Source organism: Nitrosomonas sp. (assembly GCF_019635155.1).
Lineage (GTDB): Bacteria > Pseudomonadota > Gammaproteobacteria > Burkholderiales > Nitrosomonadaceae > Nitrosomonas.
Window position 1 is genome coordinate 52896 of record NZ_JAHBZY010000010.1, and the last position, 23112, is coordinate 76007.

General features: G+C 49.7%; 28 protein-coding genes. 22 read left to right on the forward strand and 6 right to left on the reverse strand.

Features of this window, described 5'->3' with window-relative positions; all coding sequences use genetic code 11:
* From ftsW to queC, 19 genes are all read left to right on the forward strand, one after another.
* Positions 1–1161, forward strand: a complete 1161-nt coding sequence (gene ftsW / locus KF839_RS08500) for a putative lipid II flippase FtsW (RefSeq protein ID WP_292917412.1) — start codon at positions 1–3, stop codon at positions 1159–1161.
* On the forward strand, positions 1158–2249 hold the full coding sequence (gene murG / locus KF839_RS08505) for an undecaprenyldiphospho-muramoylpentapeptide beta-N-acetylglucosaminyltransferase (RefSeq protein ID WP_292917413.1): 1092 nt from the start codon (positions 1158–1160) through the stop codon (positions 2247–2249). Before ftsW ends, murG begins: the two co-directional genes overlap by 4 nt.
* The gene (gene murC / locus KF839_RS08510; RefSeq protein ID WP_292917414.1) at positions 2239–3660 is read left to right on the forward strand and encodes a UDP-N-acetylmuramate--L-alanine ligase; all 1422 of its coding nucleotides are present in this window, start codon (positions 2239–2241) and stop codon (positions 3658–3660) included. Before murG ends, murC begins: the two co-directional genes overlap by 11 nt.
* A gap of 61 nt (positions 3661–3721) precedes the next feature.
* A complete protein-coding gene (murB, locus tag KF839_RS08515; protein ID WP_292917475.1) occupies positions 3722–4666 on the forward strand; it encodes a UDP-N-acetylmuramate dehydrogenase in 945 nt (314 codons plus the stop codon).
* Positions 4666–5583: a D-alanine--D-alanine ligase gene (locus KF839_RS08520; RefSeq protein WP_292917415.1), complete on the forward strand. Its 918-nt coding sequence runs from the start codon at positions 4666–4668 to the stop codon at positions 5581–5583. Before murB ends, KF839_RS08520 begins: the two co-directional genes overlap by 1 nt.
* Positions 5573–6346, forward strand: coding sequence for a cell division protein FtsQ/DivIB (locus KF839_RS08525; protein WP_292917416.1), 774 nt, complete (start codon positions 5573–5575; stop codon positions 6344–6346). Before KF839_RS08520 ends, KF839_RS08525 begins: the two co-directional genes overlap by 11 nt.
* A 20-nt stretch (positions 6347–6366) precedes the next feature.
* Positions 6367–7605, forward strand: a complete 1239-nt coding sequence (gene ftsA / locus KF839_RS08530) for a cell division protein FtsA (RefSeq protein ID WP_292917417.1) — start codon at positions 6367–6369, stop codon at positions 7603–7605.
* Positions 7606–7682: 77 nt separating this feature from the next.
* Positions 7683–8840, forward strand: coding sequence for a cell division protein FtsZ (gene ftsZ, locus KF839_RS08535; protein ID WP_292917418.1), 1158 nt, complete (start codon positions 7683–7685; stop codon positions 8838–8840).
* 233 nt (positions 8841–9073) lie between these two features.
* Positions 9074–9364, forward strand: coding sequence for a ComEA family DNA-binding protein (locus tag KF839_RS08540; protein ID WP_292917419.1), 291 nt, complete (start codon positions 9074–9076; stop codon positions 9362–9364).
* 127 nt (positions 9365–9491) lie between these two features.
* Positions 9492–10382, forward strand: coding sequence for a cysteine synthase CysM (gene cysM / locus KF839_RS08545; protein WP_292917420.1), 891 nt, complete (start codon positions 9492–9494; stop codon positions 10380–10382).
* A 35-nt stretch (positions 10383–10417) separates the two neighbouring features.
* Positions 10418–10828, forward strand: coding sequence for a tol-pal system-associated acyl-CoA thioesterase (ybgC, locus tag KF839_RS08550; RefSeq protein ID WP_292917421.1), 411 nt, complete (start codon positions 10418–10420; stop codon positions 10826–10828).
* A complete protein-coding gene (tolQ, locus tag KF839_RS08555; RefSeq protein ID WP_292917422.1) occupies positions 10825–11505 on the forward strand; it encodes a protein TolQ in 681 nt (226 codons plus the stop codon). The genes ybgC and tolQ overlap by 4 nt, the downstream gene beginning before the upstream one ends.
* A gap of 18 nt (positions 11506–11523) precedes the next feature.
* A complete protein-coding gene (tolR, locus tag KF839_RS08560) occupies positions 11524–11937 on the forward strand; it encodes a protein TolR (RefSeq protein WP_292917423.1) in 414 nt (137 codons plus the stop codon).
* A 10-nt stretch (positions 11938–11947) separates the two neighbouring features.
* Complete coding sequence (gene tolA, locus KF839_RS08565; protein ID WP_292917424.1) at positions 11948–12970, forward strand: cell envelope integrity protein TolA; 1023 nt, start codon at positions 11948–11950, stop codon at positions 12968–12970.
* A 48-nt stretch (positions 12971–13018) separates the two neighbouring features.
* A complete protein-coding gene (gene tolB, locus KF839_RS08570) occupies positions 13019–14317 on the forward strand; it encodes a Tol-Pal system beta propeller repeat protein TolB (RefSeq protein WP_292917425.1) in 1299 nt (432 codons plus the stop codon).
* 26 nt (positions 14318–14343) lie between these two features.
* Positions 14344–14865, forward strand: coding sequence for a peptidoglycan-associated lipoprotein Pal (gene pal, locus KF839_RS08575; RefSeq protein WP_292917426.1), 522 nt, complete (start codon positions 14344–14346; stop codon positions 14863–14865).
* A gap of 2 nt (positions 14866–14867) precedes the next feature.
* Positions 14868–15770, forward strand: coding sequence for a tol-pal system protein YbgF (gene ybgF, locus KF839_RS08580; protein WP_292917427.1), 903 nt, complete (start codon positions 14868–14870; stop codon positions 15768–15770).
* Positions 15771–15862: 92 nt separating this feature from the next.
* On the forward strand, positions 15863–16519 hold the full coding sequence (queE, locus tag KF839_RS08585) for a 7-carboxy-7-deazaguanine synthase QueE (protein ID WP_292917428.1): 657 nt from the start codon (positions 15863–15865) through the stop codon (positions 16517–16519).
* Positions 16516–17193, forward strand: coding sequence for a 7-cyano-7-deazaguanine synthase QueC (gene queC / locus KF839_RS08590; RefSeq protein ID WP_292917429.1), 678 nt, complete (start codon positions 16516–16518; stop codon positions 17191–17193). Before queE ends, queC begins: the two co-directional genes overlap by 4 nt.
* 10 nt (positions 17194–17203) lie before the next feature.
* Here the strand turns inward: queC and KF839_RS08595 are convergent, their stop codons facing one another.
* The 4 genes from KF839_RS08595 to folB form a co-directional block, all read right to left on the reverse strand.
* Entirely contained in the window at positions 17204–17545 is a 342-nt protein-coding gene (locus KF839_RS08595) for a hypothetical protein (protein WP_292917430.1), read from the reverse strand.
* Positions 17546–17670: 125 nt separating this feature from the next.
* Positions 17671–18444 carry a complement resistance protein TraT gene (locus KF839_RS08600; RefSeq protein WP_292917431.1) on the reverse strand — a complete coding sequence of 258 codons (774 nt, stop codon included), beginning with the start codon at positions 18442–18444 and terminating at the stop codon, positions 17671–17673.
* Positions 18445–18554: 110 nt separating this feature from the next.
* A complete protein-coding gene (locus KF839_RS08605; protein WP_292917432.1) occupies positions 18555–18917 on the reverse strand; it encodes a hypothetical protein in 363 nt (120 codons plus the stop codon).
* A gap of 255 nt (positions 18918–19172) precedes the next feature.
* Positions 19173–19532 (reverse strand): dihydroneopterin aldolase, encoded by a 360-nt coding sequence (folB, locus tag KF839_RS08610; RefSeq protein ID WP_292917433.1) that lies wholly within the window; start codon positions 19530–19532, stop codon positions 19173–19175.
* A gap of 80 nt (positions 19533–19612) precedes the next feature.
* Between folB and plsY the strand changes: the two genes are divergently transcribed.
* Entirely contained in the window at positions 19613–20227 is a 615-nt protein-coding gene (gene plsY / locus KF839_RS08615; protein ID WP_292917434.1) for a glycerol-3-phosphate 1-O-acyltransferase PlsY, read from the forward strand.
* Here the strand turns inward: plsY and tsaD are convergent.
* Entirely contained in the window at positions 20224–21258 is a 1035-nt protein-coding gene (gene tsaD, locus KF839_RS08620) for a tRNA (adenosine(37)-N6)-threonylcarbamoyltransferase complex transferase subunit TsaD (RefSeq protein WP_292917435.1), read from the reverse strand. The two genes, plsY and tsaD, sit on opposite strands and share 4 nt — an antisense overlap.
* Positions 21259–21415: 157 nt before the next feature.
* Between tsaD and KF839_RS08625 the strand changes: the two genes are divergently transcribed.
* Both KF839_RS08625 and KF839_RS08630 read left to right on the forward strand, forming a co-directional pair.
* On the forward strand, positions 21416–21604 hold the full coding sequence (locus KF839_RS08625) for a DUF3460 family protein (RefSeq protein ID WP_292917436.1): 189 nt from the start codon (positions 21416–21418) through the stop codon (positions 21602–21604).
* Between the two features lie 11 nt (positions 21605–21615).
* Positions 21616–22137, forward strand: a complete 522-nt coding sequence (locus KF839_RS08630; protein ID WP_292917437.1) for a hypothetical protein — start codon at positions 21616–21618, stop codon at positions 22135–22137.
* Between the two features lie 26 nt (positions 22138–22163).
* On the opposite strand, the gene KF839_RS08635 is transcribed toward KF839_RS08630, so the two are convergent.
* Positions 22164–23000, reverse strand: a complete 837-nt coding sequence (locus KF839_RS08635) for an SDR family oxidoreductase (RefSeq protein WP_292917438.1) — start codon at positions 22998–23000, stop codon at positions 22164–22166.
* Positions 23001–23112 lie beyond the last annotated feature (112 nt).

Here is a 23112-nt window from a genome sequence, read left to right on the forward strand (position 1 = left end):
ATGATATATCAAGCTAACAGCCAGAAACCAAGAGTCATGAGTGATTTTGATCAAGCCCTGGTCTGGTCGGCGTTATTGCTGCTTAGTATCGGATTGGTAATGATCTACTCCGCTTCGATTGCGATTGCTGAGGCGCAATTTGGCGCTGATCGTGCAGGTCATTATTTATTGCGGCATAGCGCATATTTGGCGGTTGGTTTGTTGTTGGGGGTAATCGCTTTTCAGATACCCATGCAGGTATGGCAGAAATATGTAACTTATTTGCTGATGATCTGTTTGTTATTGCTAGTGTTGGTTCTCATTCCAGGCATCGGGCATGAAGTCAATGGCAGCCAGCGTTGGATTTCACTCTACGTTGTCAATATTCAGCCGTCCGAATATATGAAATTCTGCATGGTGCTGTATGCGGCGGATTACGTCAATCGTAAGGTGATCGATCTCGATTCCTTCTTTAAAGGCTTTTTACCCATTACAGCGGTGCTGTCGGTTGTTGGCGCTTTGTTGCTGCTGGAGCCTGATTTCGGGGCATTTTTTGTCGTTACGGCGCTTGCCATGTCCATCCTGTTTCTTGGCGGTGTCAGTTTGAAAATCTTTATCGCGCTGATCAGTATATTGGCGGTCGGTCTCTACGAATTAATTTTGAGCTCGCCGTATCGGTTGAATCGAGTGATTGCATTTATGGACCCGTGGGAGGATCCATACGGCAAAGGGTATCAATTAAGTCATGCATTGATTGCATTCGGTCGTGGTGAATGGCTTGGCGTAGGCCTGGGCGGCAGCGTCGAGAAATTATTCTATTTGCCGGAGGCGCATACGGATTTCTTACTATCGGTACTGGCCGAAGAGCTTGGTTTTGCGGGCGTGGTTACCGTGATCATTCTTTTTTTCTGGCTCATAACCCGCGCATTTGTAATCGGACGTTTAGCGGCGAAGCTGGGGAATCCTTTTTCCGCACTGGTGGCGCAAGGGATCGGAATCTGGATCGGGCTGCAGGCATTGATCAATATGGGCGTCAATATGGGTGTCTTGCCTACTAAAGGTCTGACATTGCCGCTGTTGAGTTTCGGTGGCAGCAGTATTACGGCTATTTGCATCGCACTGGCAGTCCTGTTGCGGATCGACTGGGAAAATCGGCAACGCTTGCGGGGGCTTAACGTATGAGTGAGCGTACTATCCTGATCATGGCGGGCGGTACGGGCGGGCATGTGTTTCCAGGCTTGGCGGTGGCTGATTATCTTCGGCAAGCCGGTTGGCGTGTGGTGTGGCTGGGAACTGAAGCGGGAATGGAATTAAAACTGGTGCCGCAAAGAGGGTATCAAACGGAAGTGATTAGTTTTTCAGGATTGCGTGGCAAGCGGTTGTTGACATGGGCGCTATTGCCATGGCGTTTGCTCAGGGCATTTTTGCAGAGTCTGCGCATCATCCGACGGGTTAAGCCCGATGTGGTTTTGGGAATGGGGGGTTATCCGGCATTTCCGGGGGGCATGATGTCGTCGCTACTGAATAAACCGCTGGTCATTCATGAGCAAAATTCGATTCCCGGGTTAACCAACAAGATTTTGGCAAAGCTGGCGGAGAAGGTCTTTCTCGGATTTCCGGATGCAATGCAGACCGGAACAGGAAAAACTGTGTGGTCGGGAAATCCGGTGCGAGCCGAGATCGCGCAAATAGATGAACCGGAAAAGCGCTATCAGGTAAGGCAAGGAAAGTTGCGCGTGCTGGTTGTAGGTGGCAGTTTGGGCGCGCAAGTTCTGAATGATACGGTTCCGCAAGCGCTTAATCTTATTCCGGAACATTTGCGTCCCGTTGTTGTGCATCAAACGGGCGCCATTCATTGGGAAGCGGTTAAGAAGCATTATGCCGATTCGCATCTGGAGGCCGAAGTTTTGGCGTTCATCGATGATATGGCCAAACGTTACGCCATGTCGGATTTGGTTATATGCCGTGCCGGTGCATTAACGGTTGCCGAATTGAGTGTCGCCGGAATAGCCAGCATATTGGTGCCATATCCGCATGCGGTTGATGATCACCAGACTGCGAACGCCCGGTTTCTTTCCAGCCGGGATGCTGCAGTGCTTCTGCCGCAATCGGAATTAAACGCACGGAAATTGGCGGATTTGTTGATGAGTATGACGCGGGAAAAATTGCTCGAAATGGCTAAGATCGCCCGAAGCCTGGCAAAACCGGAAGCCACTCAAATCGTCGCGCAAGCATGTATTGAATTAAGCGGAGTTCTTCATGAAGCATAAAGTTAAACACATTCATTTTGTCGGAATTGCGGGTGCAGGCATGAGCGGCATTGCCGAAGTTTTTGTGAACCTGGGGTATCAAGTCAGCGGCTCGGATTTGGTCAGCAACCGGGTCACGCAGCGTTTATCGAAACTGGGTATCCGCGTGTATGGCGGTCACGCCGGTGATCAGATTGCAGGCGCGGATGTGGTGGTAACCTCGACGGCCGTGAAACCGGATAATCCGGAAGTGATTGCAGCGAAAAACAAGAATATTCCGGTAGTTCCGCGCGCCATGATGTTGGCCGAGTTGTTGCGGTTGCGCAGCGGAATCGCGGTTGCCGGCACGCATGGCAAAACCACGACGACCAGCCTGATTGCCAGCATATTGGCGGCGGCTGATATGGATCCGACGTTTGTCATCGGAGGAAAACTAGAAGCCGCAGGATGTCACGCCAAGCTGGGGAGTGGCGAATTTATAGTGGTAGAAGCTGATGAATCGGATGCATCGTTTTTGTATTTGCAGCCGGTTCTGGCGGTTGTGACCAATATTGATGCGGATCACATGGAAACTTATGGGCATGACTTCAATCGGCTTAAGCAAACCTTTGTGGATTTCATTCAGCATCTACCATTTTATGGGATGGCCGTGATTTGCGTGGATGATGCCAATATTCGCGAAGTGATGCCGGCAATTTCCAAACCGATTACGACTTACGGCTTATCCGAAACAGCGCAAGTTCGTGCAATCAACATCACGCATAACCATCATCAAATGAAATTTACCGCTGTGATCGGTGTTAACGGATCGGCTCGTTACTTGGATATCACGCTTAATCTGCCCGGACTTCACAACATTCAAAATGCACTGGCTGCCATCGCAGTTGCTAATGAAATCTGTGTGCCGGACGCGGCCATCGCCAGAGCGCTCGCGGAATTTAAGGGGGTGGAAAGGCGCTTTCAACAATTTGGAGAGATTCGGCTATCCGCGCATAAAAGTTTTTCATTGATTGATGATTATGGCCATCATCCGGCAGAAATGGACGCAACCATGAAAGCGGCGCGCGGCGCATTTCCAGACAGGCGACTGGTTGTTGCTTTTCAGCCGCATCGCTACACACGCATGCGCGACGTGTTTGAAGATTTCACGCGGGTGTTGTCGCAAGCTGATCTTTTGTTGCTGACTGAGGTATATCCGGCGGGTGAAGAACCGATCATTGCTGCGGATAGCAAATCACTGGCGCGTGCTATCCGGGTGCAAGGCAAAGTGGAGCCGATTTATATCGAAGAAATCGATGATTTGGCGAATGGCATTCTTAGCGTGGTGCAAGATGGCGATGTGGTATTGGTGATGGGAGCCGGATCGGTGGCCCGGGTGGCACCGTTGATAGCGCAAATGGGAAGTAAGTTGACGGTTGTTAATGGGCATTAGAACAGGAGCTTAATGGGAAATGATCGCTTTGTTGCTCGACTCGAGACCGGACATGGTAGCGATGGATCGAACTGCAGGTGAAGCAGGTGCAGTTCCATTGCGCGGCGAGATGCGTGTCAATGAACCGATGAGCCATCATGTGACTTGGCGTGCGGGCGGTATCGCCGATCGTTACTACATTCCGGCGGATTTGGATGATTTGGCCAATGCTCTTCGAGAGTTCTCGCAACAGACGATTTATGTCATCGGTTTGGGAAGCAATTTACTGGTTAGAGACGGTGGTCTTCGCGGTATTGTGATTGCTTTGCATGCCCGCTTAAACGATCTGCAAGTGATTGAAAAAAATGATTCCACCGGGCTGATTTATGCGGGCGCCGGGGTCGCTTGTGCAAAAGTGGCGCGGTTTTCAGCCAATCATGGTTTGGCGGGTGTTGAGTTTCTAGCCGGAATCCCTGGTACGGTTGGGGGCGCATTAGCGATGAATGCCGGATGTTTTGGATCGGAAACGTGGCGATTTGTAGAGCAAGTAAAAGTTATCAATCGAAACGGACAAATCTTTATCCGCCAGCCAGAGGAATACGAGATTGAGTATCGCAGCGTAAAGCTACGGCAGAAGGCGGAAAAAGCGTCGGCAGAATGGTTTGCCGGGAGTTTCTTCAGGCTGTCCTCGAGTGATCATGCGCAATCCCGGCAAAAAATCAAGCAACTGCTATCGCAGCGCGTGACCAGCCAGCCATTGAATCAACCCAATGCCGGTTCGGTATTTCGTAATCCGCCAGGAGATTTTGCCGCACGATTGATCGAGGTCTGCGGTTTAAAAGGATGCCAATTGGGAGACGCCATGGTATCGCCGAAGCATGCCAATTTTATTGTCAATATCGGTCATGCAACCGCAGCGGATATCGAAGCATTGATTATGATGGTTCAACGCAGGGTGAAAAAAGCAACGGCAATAGACTTGATTCCAGAGGTTAGAGTCATTGGGGAACCAAGGAGGTTGGCATAGTGACTGCCCATAACTTCGGTAAAGTTGCGGTTCTGTTAGGCGGCCGATCTGCGGAACGTGAGATATCGTTACAAAGCGGAGAAGCGGTGTTAGCTGCCTTGCGCCGAAGCGGGGTGGACGCTTATCCATTCGATCCGGCTGGTCAGGGATTGGAGATGTTGCAGCATCAAGGTTTCAATCGAGCTTTTATTACGCTGCACGGGCGTTTTGGGGAAGATGGAACCATTCAGGGCGCGCTTGAATGGATCGGATTGCCGTACACCGGTAGTGGTGTAATGGCGAGCGCTTTGGCAATGGATAAATGGCGTACTAAATTGATTTGGCAAGCCGCAGGTATTCTTTCCCCCCGATACGCCCTGCTACAGGCTGATAGCGATTTTGCTTCGGTTGCTGAGACATTGGGGTTGCCGCTTATCGTCAAGCCGGCATGCGAAGGATCGACCATTGGCCTGAGTAAAGTGCTCGACAGCAAGGATCTGGAAGCCGCTTATCGCTTGGCGGCGCAATATGATTCCCTGGTGCTTGCCGAGGAGTTTATTGTCGGACAGGAATTAACAGTGGCTGTTTTGGGAGATATGCCTTTGCCTATCGTAAGAATCGAGATAGCAGGCGATCTTTATGATTATGAAGCGAAGTATTTCTCAAACGAAACGAGATATTTTTGTCCCAGCGGCTTGCCGGAAGCGTTGGAAGAAAGCATTCAGCGGCAAGCATTACACGCTTATCGGGTTTTGGGTTGTCACGGTTGGGGCAGGGTTGATTTGATTTTAACGCAATCCGGGCAGTTTTACTTTCTCGAAGCAAATACGTCTCCCGGAATGACCAGTCATAGTTTGGTGCCTATGGCAGCCAGAGCCGCTGGAATTTCGTTTGAGGAATTGGTTGTGAAAATATTGGATCTGGCGCATGTGGAATAATCCTTATGCATTGAATTTATTATCGAAGCTATTGTGCGGTATGGTTGCGATAGCAGTGCTGTATGCCATCAGTTTGCAATTGATTAAGCCGCCCTTTTTTCCAATTAAGGAAATTAATATCAATGTTGTTCGTGGTGAAGCAAGAAGCATGGCTTTACAGAATGTTACCAATGAACAAATTGCAAAGCTTGTGAGAAATGAGATTAATGGAAATTTTATTTCAGTAAATTTGGCCGCTGTGCGCGAAGCTTTTGTAAAATTACCATGGGTGCGGGAGGCCAAAATTACTAGAGAATGGCCGCATGGATTAAATGTGACGCTGGAAGAACACCGGGCGTTGGCATATTGGGGAAGCCAAGCATTGGTGAATACGTATGGTGAAGTGTTCCGGGTGAGTGCTGAAATTGATTTGCCGGTTTTTACGGGTCCCAATGAAGCGAGTGCGCATGAGGTTACGCGGCAATACCAGCGCTTTAATCAAATTTTGGCGCCGTTGCAGCAGAAAATTTCCGAACTGAATCTCACATCGCGCTACGCTTGGCGAATTCAATTGGATACCGGAACAATCTTGGAACTTGGTCGGAATGAAACTGAGGAACGATTGGCTCGCTATGTTTCAGTATTTAACCACAGCATCGCTTGGTTAAATCAACAAGAGCCATTGGCATACGTCGATTTGCGTTATCCGAACGGTTTTGCGATTCGTATGCCTGATACGACGCCACACGTGCCGCGTAAATCTGATGCGAGGAGAGAGACGTGAGACCAGGGAGATGGGACTAGATGAGTAAGGCTAGAGAAAATAGAAATTTGATTGTTGGGTTGGATATCGGTACTTCAAAAATCGTTGCCATTGTCGCGGAAGTCATACCGGAAGGCGGTTTTGAGGTGATAGGTTTGGGTAGCCACCCGTCGCGCGGATTAAAGAAGGGTGTTGTGGCCAATATTGAGACAACGGTAAACGCCATACAGCGAGCGTTGGAAGAAGCGGAGTTAATGGCGGATTGCAAGATTCAGGAGGTGTATACCGGAATTGCCGGCAGTCATATCCGGGGTTTTAACTCGAATGGCATGGTGCCCATTAAGGATAAGGAAGTTACGGAGAAAGACGTGGAGCGCGTCATGGAAGCGGCAAAAGCAGTCAATATTCCCGCTGATCAGCAGATTCTGCACGTGCTAAATCAGGAATTCATTATCGATGGGCAGGAAGATGTGCGAGAACCGGTGGGGATGAGTGGCATCCGGCTGGAGGTGAAAGTGCATATTGTCACCGGTGCCGTTTCCGCCGCGCAAAACATTGTTAAATGCGTCCATCGTTGCGGCTTGGAGGTGCGCGATCTGATTTTGCAGCCACTCGCGTCTGCGATGGCTGTGTTATCCGAAGATGAAAAGGATTTAGGCGTTTGTCTGGTGGATATTGGTGGTGGAACGACGGATATCGCGGTGTTTACGCATGGTGCCATCAGGCATACCGCGGTAATTCCGATCGCCGGTGATCAAATTACCAACGATATTGCGATGGCGTTACGTACGCCTACAAAAAGCGCTGAAGACATCAAATGCCGCTATGGTTGTGCGCTTAGAAGCCTTGCTGATACGCATGAGATGGTTGAGGTTCCGGATGTCGGCAACAGAGGATCTCGACAGCTTTCAAAACAAACTTTAGCGGAAGTTATCGAACCTCGGGCGGAAGAGCTTTATTGCATGGTGCAAGCCGAATTACGCCGCAGCGGGTTTGAAGAATTACTTTCGTCCGGAATAGTGATTACCGGTGGATCCGCCTCGTTGCGAGGTATGGTGGAGTTGGGTGAAGAGATTTTTCATATGCCGGTGCGGTTAGGCCTGCCCAACTATCACGGCAACTTAAAGGAAGTGATCCACACGCCGCGTTATTCAACAGGGATTGGTTTGATTTTAGCGGGTATTGAGCAATTACAGCATCAACATGGCTCGAGATTACAAGGAAGTTCTGCGAAGCAGATTTTTTCCAGGATGAAAGGATGGTTCCAAAGAAATTTTTGATGGAAACGTTACAGGTATCAACAGGTAATATTTGTAGTAAAGCGGCTTTAATTTCAATGTACTAAAGGAGAAACAATATGTTCGAAATCATGAATAACGAAACTCAAGAGGCGGTCATCAAAGTAATCGGCGTTGGTGGGTGCGGAAGCAATGCTGTGGATCATATGATTCAGAACGGCATGCAAGGCGTTGAGTTTATCAGCATGAATACTGATGCCCAAGCATTGAAAAGTAATAAAGCGCCGACAGTACTGCAATTAGGCACAGGTATTACGAAAGGACTAGGCGCAGGAGCCAATCCTGAAATTGGACGTGAAGCCGCGTTGGAGGATCGGGATCGCATTGCTGAATTGATTCAAGGCGCTGATATGCTGTTTATTACAGCCGGTATGGGAGGAGGCACAGGTACCGGGGCTGCGCCTGTTGTTGCGCAAGTGGCCAAGGAAATGGGTATATTGACCGTTGCCGTTGTCAGCAAGCCGTTTGCATTTGAAGGAAAACGCTTGATAGCCGCTAAAGCGGGGATGGAAGCGTTGGCGCAGCATGTGGATTCATTGATCGTGATTCCAAACGATAAGCTGATGCTGGTATTAGGTAATGATATTTCGATGCTTGATGCTTTCAAAGCGGCTAACGATGTGCTTTATGGAGCAGTTGCGGGCATTGCCGAAGTGATTAATTGTCCGGGCTTGGTGAATGTGGATTTTGCCGATGTTAAAACAGTTATGTCGGAAATGGGGATGGCAATGATGGGTTCTGCGATTGCAATGGGCGTAGATCGTGCTCGTGTGGCAGCGGAACGTGCGGTTTCAAGCCCGTTGCTCGAAGATATTTCTTTGACTGGAGCGCGAGGAATATTAGTGAATATTACCGCGAGCCAATCACTTAAAATGCGCGAAGTTCATGAAGTTATGAACACGATTAAAGATCTGTCCGCCGAGGATGCAACGATTATTGTTGGCACAGTCATTGATGAAGACATGGCCGATAATCTGCGCGTAACATTGGTTGCTACCGGGCTTGGTAGCGTCGCTAACCAAGGTCAAGGGCAAAGCTCTCCATTGACGGTTGTCCATACTCGTACCGGAACCGATGACAGAGATTCAATTTTTTCTACAGAAGAACCTGCCGTCATGCGGACCGGTCGAAGGAATAATGCTACCGTAGCGGCCATGCGCCAATCCGGTGTCGATCCGATGGATATTCCCGCTTTCTTAAGAAGGCAAGCCGATTAATTGGGTGAATAAAAAATTTATGATCCTACTGGATTTTTCTGGCAGAGTGGGTGCAGCATAGATCTATATAGAATATAAAAAATATTAATATAAGTTGCTAAATTAATTTCCGTGGTATCCGATATCACCTCGACTTGCGCTCACGAAAAAATGCGTGCAAGTATTTTTTAACATGCAGAAACTGACGCGCGTAATTTCGTTCATCAGTATTTGTTTTTGATAAAGGAGATACCATGAAGCAATTATTTATTTTTGTAACCCTGCTATTTCTGTTTACCGGTACAGCATTCGCGGCAGTCGATCTTAATACGGCGACACAAGCGGAACTGGAAACCTTGCAAGGAATCGGTCCTGCTAAGGCAAAAGCGATTGTTGAATACCGTGAGAAAAATGGTGTTTTTACTTCGGTAGATGATTTGATCAAGGTTGTCGGTGTAGGACCTGGCATTATCAAACAAATACGCGATGCGGTTACGGTTACAGCTACAACGGAACAAAGCGCAGAGACTCCTGAGAAGAAGTAGCGGTTTTGATATAATAAATCAGAACCCCCTCTGGCATCGTTCAGAGGGGGTTTTTTATTGGGGCAAAAAATGAAGCAATGCACAATCCGGGAAAGTTTCTTAAACATCAGTGATAGATCTGGCACCTATGCATAAAACGATTGAGTATTTTGTTGGGAATACCCCTTTAGTCAGGTTGAAGCAGCTTCCCGGAGCAACGAGCAATGTAGTGCTTGCTAAACTTGAAGGAAACAATCCCGCAGGGTCGGTAAAAGACCGTCCGGCATTGTCGATGATTTCCCATGCGCAGCAACGCGGGTTAATTCGACCGGGCGCAACCCTGATTGAAGCGACCAGTGGAAATACCGGAATTGCACTGGCAATGGCTGCGGCGATGATGGGTTACCGAATGGTGCTCGTCATGCCGGAGAATCTCAGCATCGAAAGGCGGCAATCAATGAGCGCCTATGGCGCAAAGATCATTTTGACGCCTAGATCGGGAGGAATGGAACAAGCACGCGATCTGGCGGAAAAAATGCGCGACGAAGGACAGGGATTTATTCTCGATCAATTCGCCAACCCCGATAATCCATTGGCCCATTATCAAGGGACGGCCCCGGAAATTTGGCGGGATACGAATGGAACCATCACGCATTTTGTGAGCAGTATGGGGACGACCGGAACTATCATGGGATGCTCAAAGTTTTTCAAAGAGCAATCAAAACCAGTCAGAGTGATCGGCGTACAGCCGGAAGAAGGCGCGCAGATTCCAGGGATACGAAAATGGTCACCGGCCTATTTACCCAAAATTTTTGATGCATCACGCGTTGATGAAATGGTTTACGTATCGCAGCAAGAAGCGGAAGAGACGACACGCCGTTTAGCGAGAGAAGAAGGGATTTTTGCAGGCATATCATCGGGCGGGGCATTAGCTGCCGCGTTGCGCGTATCCGCACAAGTAGAGAATGCGGTGATTGTATTCATTGCTTGCGATCGTGGCGATCGCTATTTGTCGACCGGAGTTTTCGCATCGGAATGAAGCGGTCGGTTCAAAGTATCTATGGATTGAGTGTGATGTCCACGATAGATTTTTCATTTCCAGTTCGTGTCTATTATCAAGATACGGATGCGGGCGGGGTTGTTTACCATACCTGCTATCTGAATTTTATGGAGCGTGCGCGTTATGAATGGCTGCGGGCGCTTGGGTTTAATGTGAATTCATTGGCCGCGGTTCACAAAACGTTGTTTATGGTGCGGTCGATTGAAGTTGTGTATTTGAAACCGGCTGCGTTGGATGATTTGTTGAGTGTGACAGTGGCGGTTATCGAAATAGGTAGAAGTCGTATTACGTTATTGCAAGAAATAACTTGCAATCATGTCAAGTTGGTGAGCGCCACAGTACAAGTGGTATGTGTCGGTGCAGAAACACTCAAACCTGTGAGCATTCCTGCACTATTACGTGAAAAAATTAGGAATTCCGCATGAGTACAACAGTTACACAAGATATGTCATTTCTGCATCTGATCACTAGCGCCAGTCTGCTGGTACAACTGGTGATGCTGATTTTGGTAATGATTTCATTTTTTTCATGGTGGTATATTTTTAGAAAGCTGTTTGTCATCCGCAGTGAAATAAAGAAAACCGATGATTTTGAAGATATCTTTTGGCGTGGCGTCGATTTAAATGCCTTTCATCAACGAATCACTAGTTCGCGTTATCAATCAGGCTGTCTGGAGCGCATTTTTGCAGCCGGTTTCGGAGAGTTTACCAAGCACCCGAGTGGCTCCGATCTGGAAGCGGTCATGGAGAGTACGCGCAGAGCCATGCGTGCGACTTATCAGCGCGAGATGGATTATCTGGAATCACATTTATCATTTCTGGCTACCGTGGGATCCGTCAGTCCCTATATTGGTTTGTTGGGTACCGTATGGGGGATCATGAATTCATTTCGTAGTTTGTCGAGTGTAACCCAGGCAACGATCGCGCATGTTGCACCAGGTATTGCAGAAGCTCTGATCGCAACGGCCATGGGTCTTTTCGCGGCCATCCCCGCAGTGGTTGCTTATAATCGCTATGCCAGCAGCACCGATCAATTGGCGACACGGTTTGAAAGCTTTATGGAAGAACTATCCAATGTATTGCAACGGCGAGCAGCCGAATAACAGGATTGAGAGTAAATTATGACACGTCGAGCCAAGCATAGATTAATGAATGAGATCAATGTGGTTCCTTACATTGACGTGATGCTGGTGTTGCTGATTATTTTCATGGTAACCGCGCCTATGATTAATCATGGGCAAATTGAATTGCCTCAGATCGGCAAGTCGCTGGCGACACCGGCGGCTCCACTGGAGGTAATCATCAAAGCGGATGGCAGTCTCACGTTACGTGATCGCGCAGTATCCGCGGTGGAACAGAAAGTCAATCGAGTGCAATTAATCAATGCGATTAAACAAAAACAAGCACAAAATGCCGAGCAGCCGGTTGTGATTGCGGCGGATAAAAACGTGCGCTATGAAGAAGTCATGATCGTGATGGATATTTTGCAGCAAAATCAAGTGTCAAAAGTGGGTTTGCTGGCACAACAAAAATAAATAATTGGTAATGAATGTGAGTGTGCAAAGGAATCATCCCCATGAGGAGCCAAAGTCGCTAACGGCGGGCATGTTGGCGGGGTTGGTTCATTTACTATTTGTCGCGTTATTGGTTTTCGGTTTGCATTGGAAGGATCATCCGCCGGAAGGAATGGTGGTCGATATTTGGACGGAATTGCCTAAGCCTATTCAAGAGCCGGTAAAAGCGCCACCGCCATCTCCACCAAAACAGCCGGAACCGCAGCCCACCCCGCCAAAGCCTGAATCGCCTAAACCGGAACCGACTAAGCCCGAGCCTCCGAAACCGGAACCGGTTAAAGCGGAGCCGCCGAAACCGTTACCGCAGAAAGCCGCGGTGACACCACCGGTCAAGAAACCGGATATTGCGATGAAGCAGAAGCCGGATCCGGAAGAACAGAAGAAAAAAGAACAAGAAAAAATTAAAGAGCAGGAACGCCTAAAGGAAATCGAGAAACAGAAAGAGCTCGAGAAGAAGAAAGAGCAAGAGAAACAGAAAGAATTGGAGAAGCAAAAAGAATTAGCAAAACAAAAAGAGCTGGAGAAACAGAAGGAAATAGAGAAACAGCGGGAGCTTGAAAAACAAAAGGAACTCGCACGTCAGAAAGAGTTGCAACTGCAGAAAGAAAGAGAACAAACCGCGCAGCGGCAACGGGAGCAGGAGGTCAAAGCACAACGGGAAGCCGAAGCGCAACGCGCTGCGCAGCAAGCGGCAGCCAGGAATCAGGTTACTAATGAAATTTCAAAATATAAGGCGTTGATTCTTGCCAAGATCAAAAGCAGAATCGTGATGCCGCCGGATTTACCCGGCAATCCTGTGGTTGAGTTCAACGTCACGTTGCTACCGGGAGGAGACATTCTGGACGTGCGGCTTAGCAAGAGCAGCGGGCATGCAGTTTTTGATAGTGCGGTGGAGCGCGCAATTCATTTGTCAAAACCGCTGCCATTGCCGCCGGATCCGGCATTATTTAACGAATTCCGCAATCTGAATATTACGGTGCATTATCGTGAATGATTGCTATAATCCATCGGTAATTATCGCTTTATTAATCATTTAATCGCTATGTCAAATTATCGTTTCAAATCACTTCGTGGCGTCTGGATGTTTTTTTTCTGGCTAATCTCGACGCCCTCATTCGCACAACTGAACATTGAGATTTTCGGTGGCGGCGCTTCGCGAATTCCGGTCGCAATTGTGCCTTTCGCCGAGGAAAACGCGCTGCCGCAAAACCTCACGCCGGTTATTAGTGCCGACTTGCAGCGCACCGGGTTGTTCCGGCTGATCGATCCGGCCGGATCGTCTCCCCACGCGCCGGTGGAAGTGGTTTATTCCGATTGGGCCAATCGGGGCGCCAACGCGCTGGTTATCGGGCGAGTGGCGCAATTGCCCGGTGGTCAGGTGGAAATTCAGTTCCGCGTGATGGATGTTGCCAAGAAATCGCAGTTGACCGGCCTGGCTCTCACGGTGCCGACAACGCAATTGCGCGCAGCAGCGCATCGCATCGCGGATGTCATTTATGAAGCATTAACCGGTGATGTCGGGGTGTTCAGCACCCGCATCGCTTATGTGTTGAAGCGCGGAGAAAGATACGCATTGCAAGTTGCCGATTCGGATGGTTATAACGCGCAATCGATTATCGAATACACGGAACCTATTATCTCTCCGGCCTGGTCGCCCGATGGCAGTCAGTTGGCGTATGTTTCCTTTGAAAACAAAAAACCGGTTGTCTATGTGCAGACATTGACGACGCGCGAGCGCAGGGCGGTCGCCAGTTTTAAAGGCAGTAACAGCGCGCCGGCTTGGTCACCGGACGGTAAAAGACTTGCCGTGGTTCTGACCAATCAAGGGGGTTCGCAAATTTTCCTGGTCAATGTCGATGGCAGCGGTTTGCAGCGGTTGAGTAGAAGTTCGGGGATCGATACCGAACCTAATTTTTCTCCGGACGGCCGGTACATTCTCTTTACTTCCGATCGTGGCGGCAGTCCGCAAATTTACCGCATGGCGGTGACGAGTTCGGAATCCGGTAATGCCGAACGGATGACTTTTGAAGGCAACTACAATGTTAGTCCCGACTATAGCCAGGATGGCAAAAGTTTTACGTTTATCCACCGGCATAATAATCAGTTCAATGTGGCGGTACAGGAAATTGGTTCCCGTCAAGTTCAGATACTGACTAATTCCCGGTTTGATGAGTCACCCAGCTTCGCGCCGAATGGCAGGATGATTCTGTATGCGACCGAGATAAACGGGCATGGTATATTATCGGCGGTTTCCAGAGATGGGCAAACTAGGCAGCATCTAACCGTTCAATCGGGCGATATCCGGGAGCCGGCTTGGGGTCCTTTACCGAAGTGGAAGTAATATTTTATTAACAACAGGAGAGTTTTATGAAAAAAGCATTAGGAATCGCATTGGTTGCGCTGTTAGCAGGGTGTGCGAGTCAAACAACGCAACCGGATGAGGAATTAAGCGCGGATTCCGGGTATGGCAGCGGGATGAGCGGTAGCGAATTGATGGGATCGGGATCCGGCAGGCCGAGTTATTTCAGTCAGCTGAATGATCCCAACAGTATTTTGTCGCAACGCAGCGTTTATTATGACTATGACAGTTATACCGTCAAAGGGGAATACCGGGATTTGGTGTTGTCGCATGCGAGATTCCTGCGCGATAATCCTGATGCCAATGTCATCCTGCAAGGCAATACCGATGACCGTGGTAGCCGCGAATACAATCTGGCGCTCGGTCAACGTCGTGCGGATGGTGTGAGAAACATGATGACATTGGCGGGTGCTAGAGACGCTCAAATTGAGTCCGTTAGCCTCGGAGAAGAAAAACCTCGTGCACTCGGTAATAGCGAAGCGGCTTGGAGTCAGAATCGTCGTACCGATATTCTCTACCGGGGTGAATAACAATGCTGATGCGCGCTTTACTTCTCGCGTTATTATTAAGCAGTCATGCAGCGTATGCATCATTGTTTGGTGATAACGAAGCACGTGAACAGATCGATGCGCTGCGCAAACAGGTCAGTGAAATGGGAGCGCGTATCGCCAAGATGGAGCAGGCGCTCAATAGTCAAGCCTTGCTTGAACTTTATGCGCAAGTTGAAACGCTCAATCAGGAGCTGGGAAAACTGAATGGCCAGATCGAAATGCTCAGTAATGACAACGGTTTGCTGCAGAAACGCCAGCGCGATTTTTATATCGATTTGGACAATCGTTTGCGCCAAATTGAACAGCCTTCCGGAAAGCCGCGTTCATCAATATCCGACCGACCGGAAATCCAAGCTGAAAACCATGCTGCAGTTGCACCGTCGGTTTTGGAACAAACAACGGCACCTGCAGCAGGTGCCGTTGCTGCGGAATTGGTGCATGAGGAAGCCGAATCAGCCGCGGTCGCTGATTCAACGAGTGTCTCGACGGATGAACTGATGCCCGCGGGTCCTACGGAGAATAGTGTTTATCAAGCAGCTTATGATCGATTTAAAGGCGGTGAATTTACCGATGCCATCGTGCAATTCGAGAACTTTATGCAAAGTTATCCGCATTCCAACCTGGCGCCCGCAGCCGCTTATTGGATCGGTAATGCGCACTATGCGCTACGCGATTACCAGCTTGCGATCACCGCACAGCAAAAATTGATCGCGCAGTATCCGGATAGCAACAAGGTGCCGGATGCTTTGTTGAATATCGCTTCCAGTCAAAATGGAATGGGCGATAGCAAGGCGAGCCGGCAAACGCTGGAAAACATCCTGACCAAATTTCCTCATAGCGAAGCTGGTAAGAAAGCCAAACAACGTTTGGCTAACCTCAAGTAGTTTCAATACTGCAGCAACCAGCCACAAAGGTCATTTGCTGTAGCCGTCACAACGTAGTACAGTCCGCTTTTTCCTTTAATTGATAGAATCGTATGCAAGCGTTAGAGGCAACAACCTTGCGCATTACCGAGATTTTCTTTTCGTTACAAGGCGAAACCAGCCGGGTAGGGTTGCCGACGGTATTTGTGCGCCTCACCGGTTGTCCATTGCGTTGCGGTTATTGCGATACCGCGTATGCCTTTACCGGCGGTGAGACCCTGTCAATCAGCGCGATCTTGCAGCAAGTCGCGTGCTATCAAACTCCGTATGTGACCGTGACCGGCGGAGAGCCGTTGGCGCAGAAAGCATGCTTGCTGTTGTTGGCGGCGCTGTGCGATGCGCATTATTCGGTATCGCTTGAAACCAGCGGTGCGCTGGATTTATCGCAGGTGGACGAGCGTGTATCGAAGATCATGGATATCAAAACACCCGGATCGGGTGAAGTATCCAAGAATAATTGGAATAACCTTGATTACTTGACATCGCGTGACGAACTCAAATTTGTGCTTTGCGACGAGACCGATTACCGCTGGGTCTGCGATGTAATTCACGACAAGCGATTATCGCAACGTTGCCCGGTGTTATTGTCACCGGTGCATGGTCAACTGAATCCGGCAACATTGGCCGAGTGGGTTTTGCGTGATCAATTGCCGGTGCGAATGCAATTGCAATTGCACAAACTACTATGGAGCGAGGGGCCGGGCCGATGAAGAAAGCAGTGGTGTTGCTATCCGGTGGCTTGGATTCTGCAACAGTGCTGGCGATTGCGCGCGATCAAGGTTTTCAATGTTACGCATTGAGCGTCGATTACGGGCAGCGGCATCGCTCGGAACTGGCGGCTGCGCAAAAGGTCGCGCAATCGCTTGGAGCTTGCCGGCATCAAGTCATCAAACTCGATCTGACCGCCTTTGGCGGATCGGCTTTGACCGATCAAGCAATTGAAATTCCAACAACCGGAGAAAAAACGGAAATTCCGGTGACCTATGTGCCCGCGAGAAACACGATCATGTTGTCGCTAGCGTTGGCCTGGGCGGAGACGTTGCAAAGCCAGGATATTTTTGTGGGAGTGAACGCGGTCGATTATTCCGGCTATCCCGATTGCCGTCAGGAATACATTGCAGCGTTTGAGCGGATGGCGAATCTCGCCACCAAAGCGGGCGTTGAAGGTAAGAAACTGACGATCCATGCGCTGCTGATGCATTTATCCAAGAAAGAGATCATTCAAACCGGGTTGGCATTGGGTGTGGATTTTAGCTTGACGGTGTCCTGCTATCAGGCGGATTTCGAAGGAAGGGCTTGCGGTGTGTGCGATTCCTGCCGGATTCGCAAGGCGGGATTTGCAGCGGCGGGTATTGCCGATCCGACTTACTATTGGTCAAGCTGACGTATACGCACTATTTCTTGGGCGCGTTATTTTTATCGTTTTGCTGACGCATCTTTTTTTCGAGTTTATCCATTTGCTCGGGCGATAGCACCGCTTGTAGGCTGATGCGGGTTTGTTCCTGGATTTGCTGTAGTTTATTTCTTTCTTCTTTGAAAACCGCTTCTACTTTTTTCCGTTCCGCAGTGAGAATGTTTTCGACTTGGCTTCGCTGCGCCTCGCTGAGCCCCAATTCCTTCGTCATGCGGTTAACAGTTTCACGGCTATCGGCGGGTTGATTCTTCTGAGCATGTCCAACAGTTACAATACACAATAAGGTCAGCATAAGCGCCACCGAGATAAATTTTTGTTGCATTGCTATCTCCTGATGAATTGGGAATGATATTTCCGGGTTTTGAGCGGTTGCCAGGTATCCGGCAGGATCACCGAGCAACCGGAAGTGTTGTTTAGAGGCCCGATTGCAGGGCCATTGTTAAGCTATTAGAACAGTCCGGAAATCGAGCGAGCCAGACCGTTTGTCAGCTCGGGCGCCGCTTCCTCGTATTGCAAATTCACTTTGTTGGCGGTGCTGACGACACGGGTGCGGTATTTATTCATTTCACTCACTTTGGTCGAGGACTGTCTTCTAGCGCCACCGATGCCTTGCTTGGCATCCTGCTGCCGGTCTTCACGAACAATGACGCCATCTTCGACTCGTTCGGCGATTTCAACATCGGTAATTGCCATAAACGTAACATCTTTCACTGCTGCATCGGCCAGTGTGCTTGCCAGGCCAAACGCCGCAGCACCGGCCAATCCGCCAATGCCGGCCCCGGTCCAGCCATCCATTGCTGCGCCGGCGGCTGTTCCCACAGCCGCTCCTAATGCGGCGCTGCCCATGCCGCCATACCCTGCTCGCAGAGCAGCTTCAGCAGCGGTCGGGCTGGCCTTGTCGACGCTTAGTACATTGACTTGCAGCCAGTAATGCGCTTCTTTCGGATTGTTGAGGATGCGATAGCCTCTCGCCTCGAGTGCTCGAGCCACTGTCGCGGTAATATCGAAGTTGGTTTTGTCGGAGGTGTTGCGGACGTTGATATAGATCGTTCGCTGATCCGGCTCAACGGGATCCAGGAAAATGGTGTCGCTCATTTTGGTTTGAACATCCAGATCTTTTTTGGCAATCGACGTATGAACTGCAGCGCAGCCGCTTAAGATCATGGAAAAAACCAGCATCCCTGCCATTGTCCAAGTAATCTTGTTGCTTACGTATCCCATCGCATCTCCCGTTTGTTAAATTAAAAAGAAAAAAACGCTCAAAAGCGGTTACTTAAATCGGACGCTATTGTATATGACTTTAAGTCGCGCAGCCTATGAGACAAATTTTTCTACCAGCCGTAGTAGTATGGAATGTAGTTGGAAACGCCATATAAACCGCCGTAATAAGGCCGCGCATAACCGCCAAAGTAACTGCCGTAACCAAAATTACCGTAACCAAACGCACCGCAGCCGAAACCCACGCAACCGGGCGTGAATCGTTGTTGTGTTCTTACCGAGGGTGTGCCGCGCTGCGTAGCTTCTTTGAGCGCCGAGTTTAAAGTGGCATCGGTCGGCACGCTGAAGCGCTTGTTGACGGTTTCAGCGTTGAATTGCCGCTGTATTTCACTGATATCTTGTCCTGCCATTGCAATATTAATAGTCAAAAACGCCAATGCAGCAAAAGAAATATGAATGATCCGAATCGTATGCATGAAATACCTCCGTCTTCTGGATGTTGGAATGGATATTATTAACCATCGGGCAAGTGGTTGTAAATTTTCCGGTTGCAAAATAGTGAAATGCTTCGATTGTCGCGCTGATCTGACGACGTCAATAGCGCGGCAGCCTTATGCCTCAGACTATCATCCATGCTATTTGTTCTTGCTGCGCCTGGCATTCTGCGCCAGCAGATATTGCATCAATGACAATCAATCCGAAGATATTTTGAAATATCCGTGTGAAACCGGTTATTGTTTGCTTGCGCTACGTTCGATACATACGCCGAGCCGCTTCACACCACGAATAATGCCCAGCTTTGCTACACTGACCTTGACCCACGGCGATTGAAATTCGCTCAAAATGGTTTGCGCGATATGCTCGGCCAAGGCTTCCAATAGTGAGAAATGCCGGTTGGTCAAAATATCATTGATTTTTTCGACGACTAATGCGTAATCGAGTGCGTCGTCGATGTTGTCCGTCTGGCACGCGCGACTGGTCGGTAGTGCGATTTCCAGGTCGATGCGGATGGTTTGCGGAACGATGCGTTCCCACGGGTAAACGCCGATCAGCGTTTTGGCTTTGAAATCGTGCAGAAAAATAATATCCATCGGTGATTCAGCGGTAAAATGGGCTCCTTGCGTGAGCGATAGCGGATTCTAATCTATTTTTTCCAAGTGGTACTGATGACATGACATTATTGCTGTTTGCCGTACTGGCTTATGTGCTCGGCTCCGTGCCGTTTGCGATGATTTCAAGCTGGATTTTTCAATTGCCCGACCCGCGTACCTACGGTTCGAAGAATCCCGGCGCGACCAATGTGTTGCGCAGCGGCAAGAAAGCCGCGGCGGTACTAACCTTGCTTGGCGACGCTGGTAAAGGCTGGTTGGCGGTGTTTCTGGCGCAAACTTATGCGCCGCAATGGGGGTTGGGCGATGAAGCGATCGCCGTGGCGGCGCTGGCGGTATTTCTCGGGCATGTGTTCCCGGTATTTTTACGTTTCCAAGGCGGCAAAGGCGTGGCGACCGCAGTCGGGGTGTTACTCGGCTTGAATCCCTGGTTGGGTCTATTGGCGCTGGCAACCTGGCTGCTGGTGGCATATGTTTGGCGCATTTCATCGTTGTCGGCGTTGGTTGCGGCGGCATTGGCGCCGCTATATAGCATCGGCCTGCTCGGCTTTGAAGCCGGTACTTTTGCGGTTTCGGCGATGTCCTTGTTGCTGATCTGGCGTCACCAATCGAATATCGTGAATTTGCTGACGGGTAAGGAAGGGCGGATTGGAGAAAAGAAAACGCCTGATGCTTAATCGGTTTCAGGTTTTTCCAGCATTTCCAAATTCCAGCGCGCATACACATTGAAACTGCGTGCCGGTTGCCGGGTGGATTCCGGCACCGTTTGCAAACGCATGGCACCAGCAAACGCGATCATGGCGCCATTATCAGTACAAAATTCCAGCTCCGGGTAAAACACCGTGGCGCCTTTTGCAGCCGCTTTACGGCTCAGATTGCGGCGCAATTGTTCGTTGGCGCCGACGCCACCGGCCACTACTAATTGTTTTAGTCCGCTTTGCATGAGTGCCGCCAGCGATTTCTCGGTTAACACTTCGACAACCGCTTCTTGAAACGCCAGCGCGATATCGGCGCGGATTTGGTCGGTGAGTTCCTGCTTGTTGAGCAAGGTCAGCACCGCGGTTTTCAAGCCGCTGAAACTGAAATTCAGATCGCCGCTGTTGAGCATGGGGCGCGGTAATTTGAATTGCCCGGGCCGTCCTTGCCGGGCAAGCTGCGATAATGCCGCACCACCCGGATAACCCAATCCCAATAACTTGGCGGTTTTATCGAACGCTTCACCGGCGGCGTCGTCGACGGTTTCGCCGAGTAAACGGTAATGACCGACGGCGTTGACTTGCATCAACTGAGTATGACCGCCGGACACCAGCAATGCGATGAACGGAAAAACGGGCGACGGTTTCGATAGCAGCGGTGACAGCAAGTGACCTTCAAGGTGGTGGATGCCAATTGCCGGGATACTCAGCGCAAAACTCATTGCCGCACCGATGCTGGCGCCAACCAGCAATGCACCGGCCAATCCCGGGCCTTGGGTGTAGGCGATGCCATCGACTTGGCGCAATTCGCAATTGGCGGTGGCGAGTGCTTGTGTAATCAGCGGCAGTACGCGGCGGATATGATCGCGCGATGCCAATTCCGGTACCACACCACCGTATTCGCGGTGCATCGCCACTTGCGAATATAACGTATGACTGAGCAAGCCGCGTTCGGTGTCGTACAGTGCGATACCGGTTTCGTCGCACGAGGTTTCGATGCCTAGCACCAGCATGGTAATCGCGACAGATTGTAATTATTCGGTGTCTTCATGCCGGTATTTTATCATTGTCGTGAATGATTCAGCGGTAGCCGGGTGTTGACAAGACTGTATCGAAAAACCGAGCTATGCTAAAGTTCGCTTTTTTATAGTTTCTACGCAGGAGATCATCATGGATTACAGTTACGAATCGGAACACACGAAGTTCATGCGTGAGTTTTTGGAAAAAAACCCGGAGGTCCAGGAAAAACGGATAGAGGCGCGCAGCCGTTGGTGGGATCGTGAACAAAATCGTGAGGAAAACAAGCGTTTCAAAGAATCGAACGAACCGATGAAGCCGTATGTATATTTTGGCGGCTAGGATTGAAGTTATTGTCTGATTGGTATGCACAGCCGTTTGTTGCGAAGTTTGTAACCGGTTTATCGGTTGCGGGGTTGCTAACGGCGTGCGCTAATTTTCCGGATGTGCAACAAAACACGCAGCGTTTCAAAGAAAATTTTTCCGGGAATCACGTTGTACTGGCGGAATGCGTGATTGCTAAATTGCAATCCGACGGACGGTCGTTTTTGCGTCCGCTGCAATTCAGAAACCGGCAATTCCCGGATATTCATGCCTCGGAAATTCATGCGTACGATACCCGCTATCTGCGTAACGCTATCGCTACGTATACACCGTCCAATCCCGATGCAATTCTGATTTATGGCGATCCCGTAACGGAAGTGCAGTCAGCCGACCAGCGCGACAAAAACGATCAATCGGCTTACGCGTTTGCGTTATTACTGCAGCAAACCGATGATCGAACTGTGCAGGCATCACTTCGAGGTAATGCATTCTTCGGCCAGATTGCGTGGAAAATGCTGCAAGGCTGTGCGGCATCTACTGCGAATCCTTGATTATTGCTTTCCGTAGGGAATTCTAATTAGTTGTTGTTGCCGGATTTTGCCAGCAATGCATCTAACGCGCGCGCGCTGAGAATGCGTTTGAGGAAGCCGAACAGATACGTCGGAATCGTCACATAATAACGCGGTTGCGGTTTTTCGGCTTCGAGCGCATGAATCACGCGCTTCAATACTGCTTCAGGCGGCAAAGTGAATGGCACGGCGGGTCCTGGTTTGTTTAAGCGCGTCAGCACACCCTGATATTTTTCACGATGAACGCTGTTGTCGATGTCGATGTATTTTGCTAGCGCTTCAACCGCATTGGCGCGGAATTTACTGGCAATCGGACCGGGTTCGATCAGACTGATATAGACATTGCTGCCGCGCAGTTCCAGCCGCAATGTATCGCTCAATCCCTCAATGGCGTATTTGGAAGCATTGTATGCACCACGGAACGGTAATGCGACAAAACCCAGCACTGAACTGTTCTGAATGATCCGACCGTAGCCTTGTTTGCGCATCACCGGCACCGCCAGATTGGTCAATTCCTGCCAGCCGAATACATTGGTTTCGAATTGCGCTCGTAGCGCGTCGCGAGGTAAGTCTTCGACAGCACCAGGTAAGCCGAATGCGCCATTGTTGAAGAGTGCGTACAGTTCGCCACCAGTACGCCGCAGCACTTCTTCAAAGGCAAAGTGAATCGTATTGGAGTCATTTAAATCCAAACGGAAACTTTCGAAACCTTCGGCAAGCAGTGCTGCGACGCTATCGCGCTTTCTCGCAGTGGCAAAGACGCGATAGCCTCTTTCCCGTAGACCTTTGGCGGCACAATAGCCGATGCCGCTGGAGCAGCCTGTAATCAGTATGGTTTTTGTCATTGGAATAATAAGTTAACGATATAATTTTTAGTAAGGGAGTTGTTGGTCGCTTGACAATGTTTTTGCTGTAAAGCTAGCATCCGACAATGTTGCGCCCCGATTTTCTTAGAAA

Bases quoted from the DNA above. Each gene is read 5' to 3' on its own strand.
- ftsW (WP_292917412.1), top strand. From the start codon at position 1: ATGATATATCAAGCTAACAGCCAGAAACCAAGAGTCATGAGTGATTTT.
- murG (WP_292917413.1), top strand. From the start codon at position 1,158: ATGAGTGAGCGTACTATCCTGATCATGGCGGGCGGTACGGGCGGGCAT.
- murC (WP_292917414.1), top strand. From the start codon at position 2,239: ATGAAGCATAAAGTTAAACACATTCATTTTGTCGGAATTGCGGGTGCA.
- murB (WP_292917475.1), top strand. From the start codon at position 3,722: ATGGATCGAACTGCAGGTGAAGCAGGTGCAGTTCCATTGCGCGGCGAG.
- KF839_RS08525 (WP_292917416.1), top strand. From the start codon at position 5,573: ATGTGGAATAATCCTTATGCATTGAATTTATTATCGAAGCTATTGTGC.
- ftsA (WP_292917417.1), top strand. From the start codon at position 6,367: ATGAGTAAGGCTAGAGAAAATAGAAATTTGATTGTTGGGTTGGATATC.
- ftsZ (WP_292917418.1), top strand. From the start codon at position 7,683: ATGTTCGAAATCATGAATAACGAAACTCAAGAGGCGGTCATCAAAGTA.
- KF839_RS08540 (WP_292917419.1), top strand. From the start codon at position 9,074: ATGAAGCAATTATTTATTTTTGTAACCCTGCTATTTCTGTTTACCGGT.
- cysM (WP_292917420.1), top strand. From the start codon at position 9,492: ATGCATAAAACGATTGAGTATTTTGTTGGGAATACCCCTTTAGTCAGG.
- ybgC (WP_292917421.1), top strand. From the start codon at position 10,418: ATGTCCACGATAGATTTTTCATTTCCAGTTCGTGTCTATTATCAAGAT.
- tolQ (WP_292917422.1), top strand. From the start codon at position 10,825: ATGAGTACAACAGTTACACAAGATATGTCATTTCTGCATCTGATCACT.
- tolR (WP_292917423.1), top strand. From the start codon at position 11,524: ATGACACGTCGAGCCAAGCATAGATTAATGAATGAGATCAATGTGGTT.
- tolA (WP_292917424.1), top strand. From the start codon at position 11,948: ATGAATGTGAGTGTGCAAAGGAATCATCCCCATGAGGAGCCAAAGTCG.
- tolB (WP_292917425.1), top strand. From the start codon at position 13,019: ATGTCAAATTATCGTTTCAAATCACTTCGTGGCGTCTGGATGTTTTTT.
- pal (WP_292917426.1), top strand. From the start codon at position 14,344: ATGAAAAAAGCATTAGGAATCGCATTGGTTGCGCTGTTAGCAGGGTGT.
- ybgF (WP_292917427.1), top strand. From the start codon at position 14,868: ATGCTGATGCGCGCTTTACTTCTCGCGTTATTATTAAGCAGTCATGCA.
- queE (WP_292917428.1), top strand. From the start codon at position 15,863: ATGCAAGCGTTAGAGGCAACAACCTTGCGCATTACCGAGATTTTCTTT.
- queC (WP_292917429.1), top strand. From the start codon at position 16,516: ATGAAGAAAGCAGTGGTGTTGCTATCCGGTGGCTTGGATTCTGCAACA.
- KF839_RS08595 (WP_292917430.1), bottom strand. From the start codon at position 17,545: ATGCAACAAAAATTTATCTCGGTGGCGCTTATGCTGACCTTATTGTGT.
- KF839_RS08600 (WP_292917431.1), bottom strand. From the start codon at position 18,444: ATGGGATACGTAAGCAACAAGATTACTTGGACAATGGCAGGGATGCTG.
- KF839_RS08605 (WP_292917432.1), bottom strand. From the start codon at position 18,917: ATGCATACGATTCGGATCATTCATATTTCTTTTGCTGCATTGGCGTTT.
- folB (WP_292917433.1), bottom strand. From the start codon at position 19,532: ATGGATATTATTTTTCTGCACGATTTCAAAGCCAAAACGCTGATCGGC.
- plsY (WP_292917434.1), top strand. From the start codon at position 19,613: ATGACATTATTGCTGTTTGCCGTACTGGCTTATGTGCTCGGCTCCGTG.
- tsaD (WP_292917435.1), bottom strand. From the start codon at position 21,258: ATGCTGGTGCTAGGCATCGAAACCTCGTGCGACGAAACCGGTATCGCA.
- KF839_RS08625 (WP_292917436.1), top strand. From the start codon at position 21,416: ATGGATTACAGTTACGAATCGGAACACACGAAGTTCATGCGTGAGTTT.
- KF839_RS08635 (WP_292917438.1), bottom strand. From the start codon at position 23,000: ATGACAAAAACCATACTGATTACAGGCTGCTCCAGCGGCATCGGCTAT.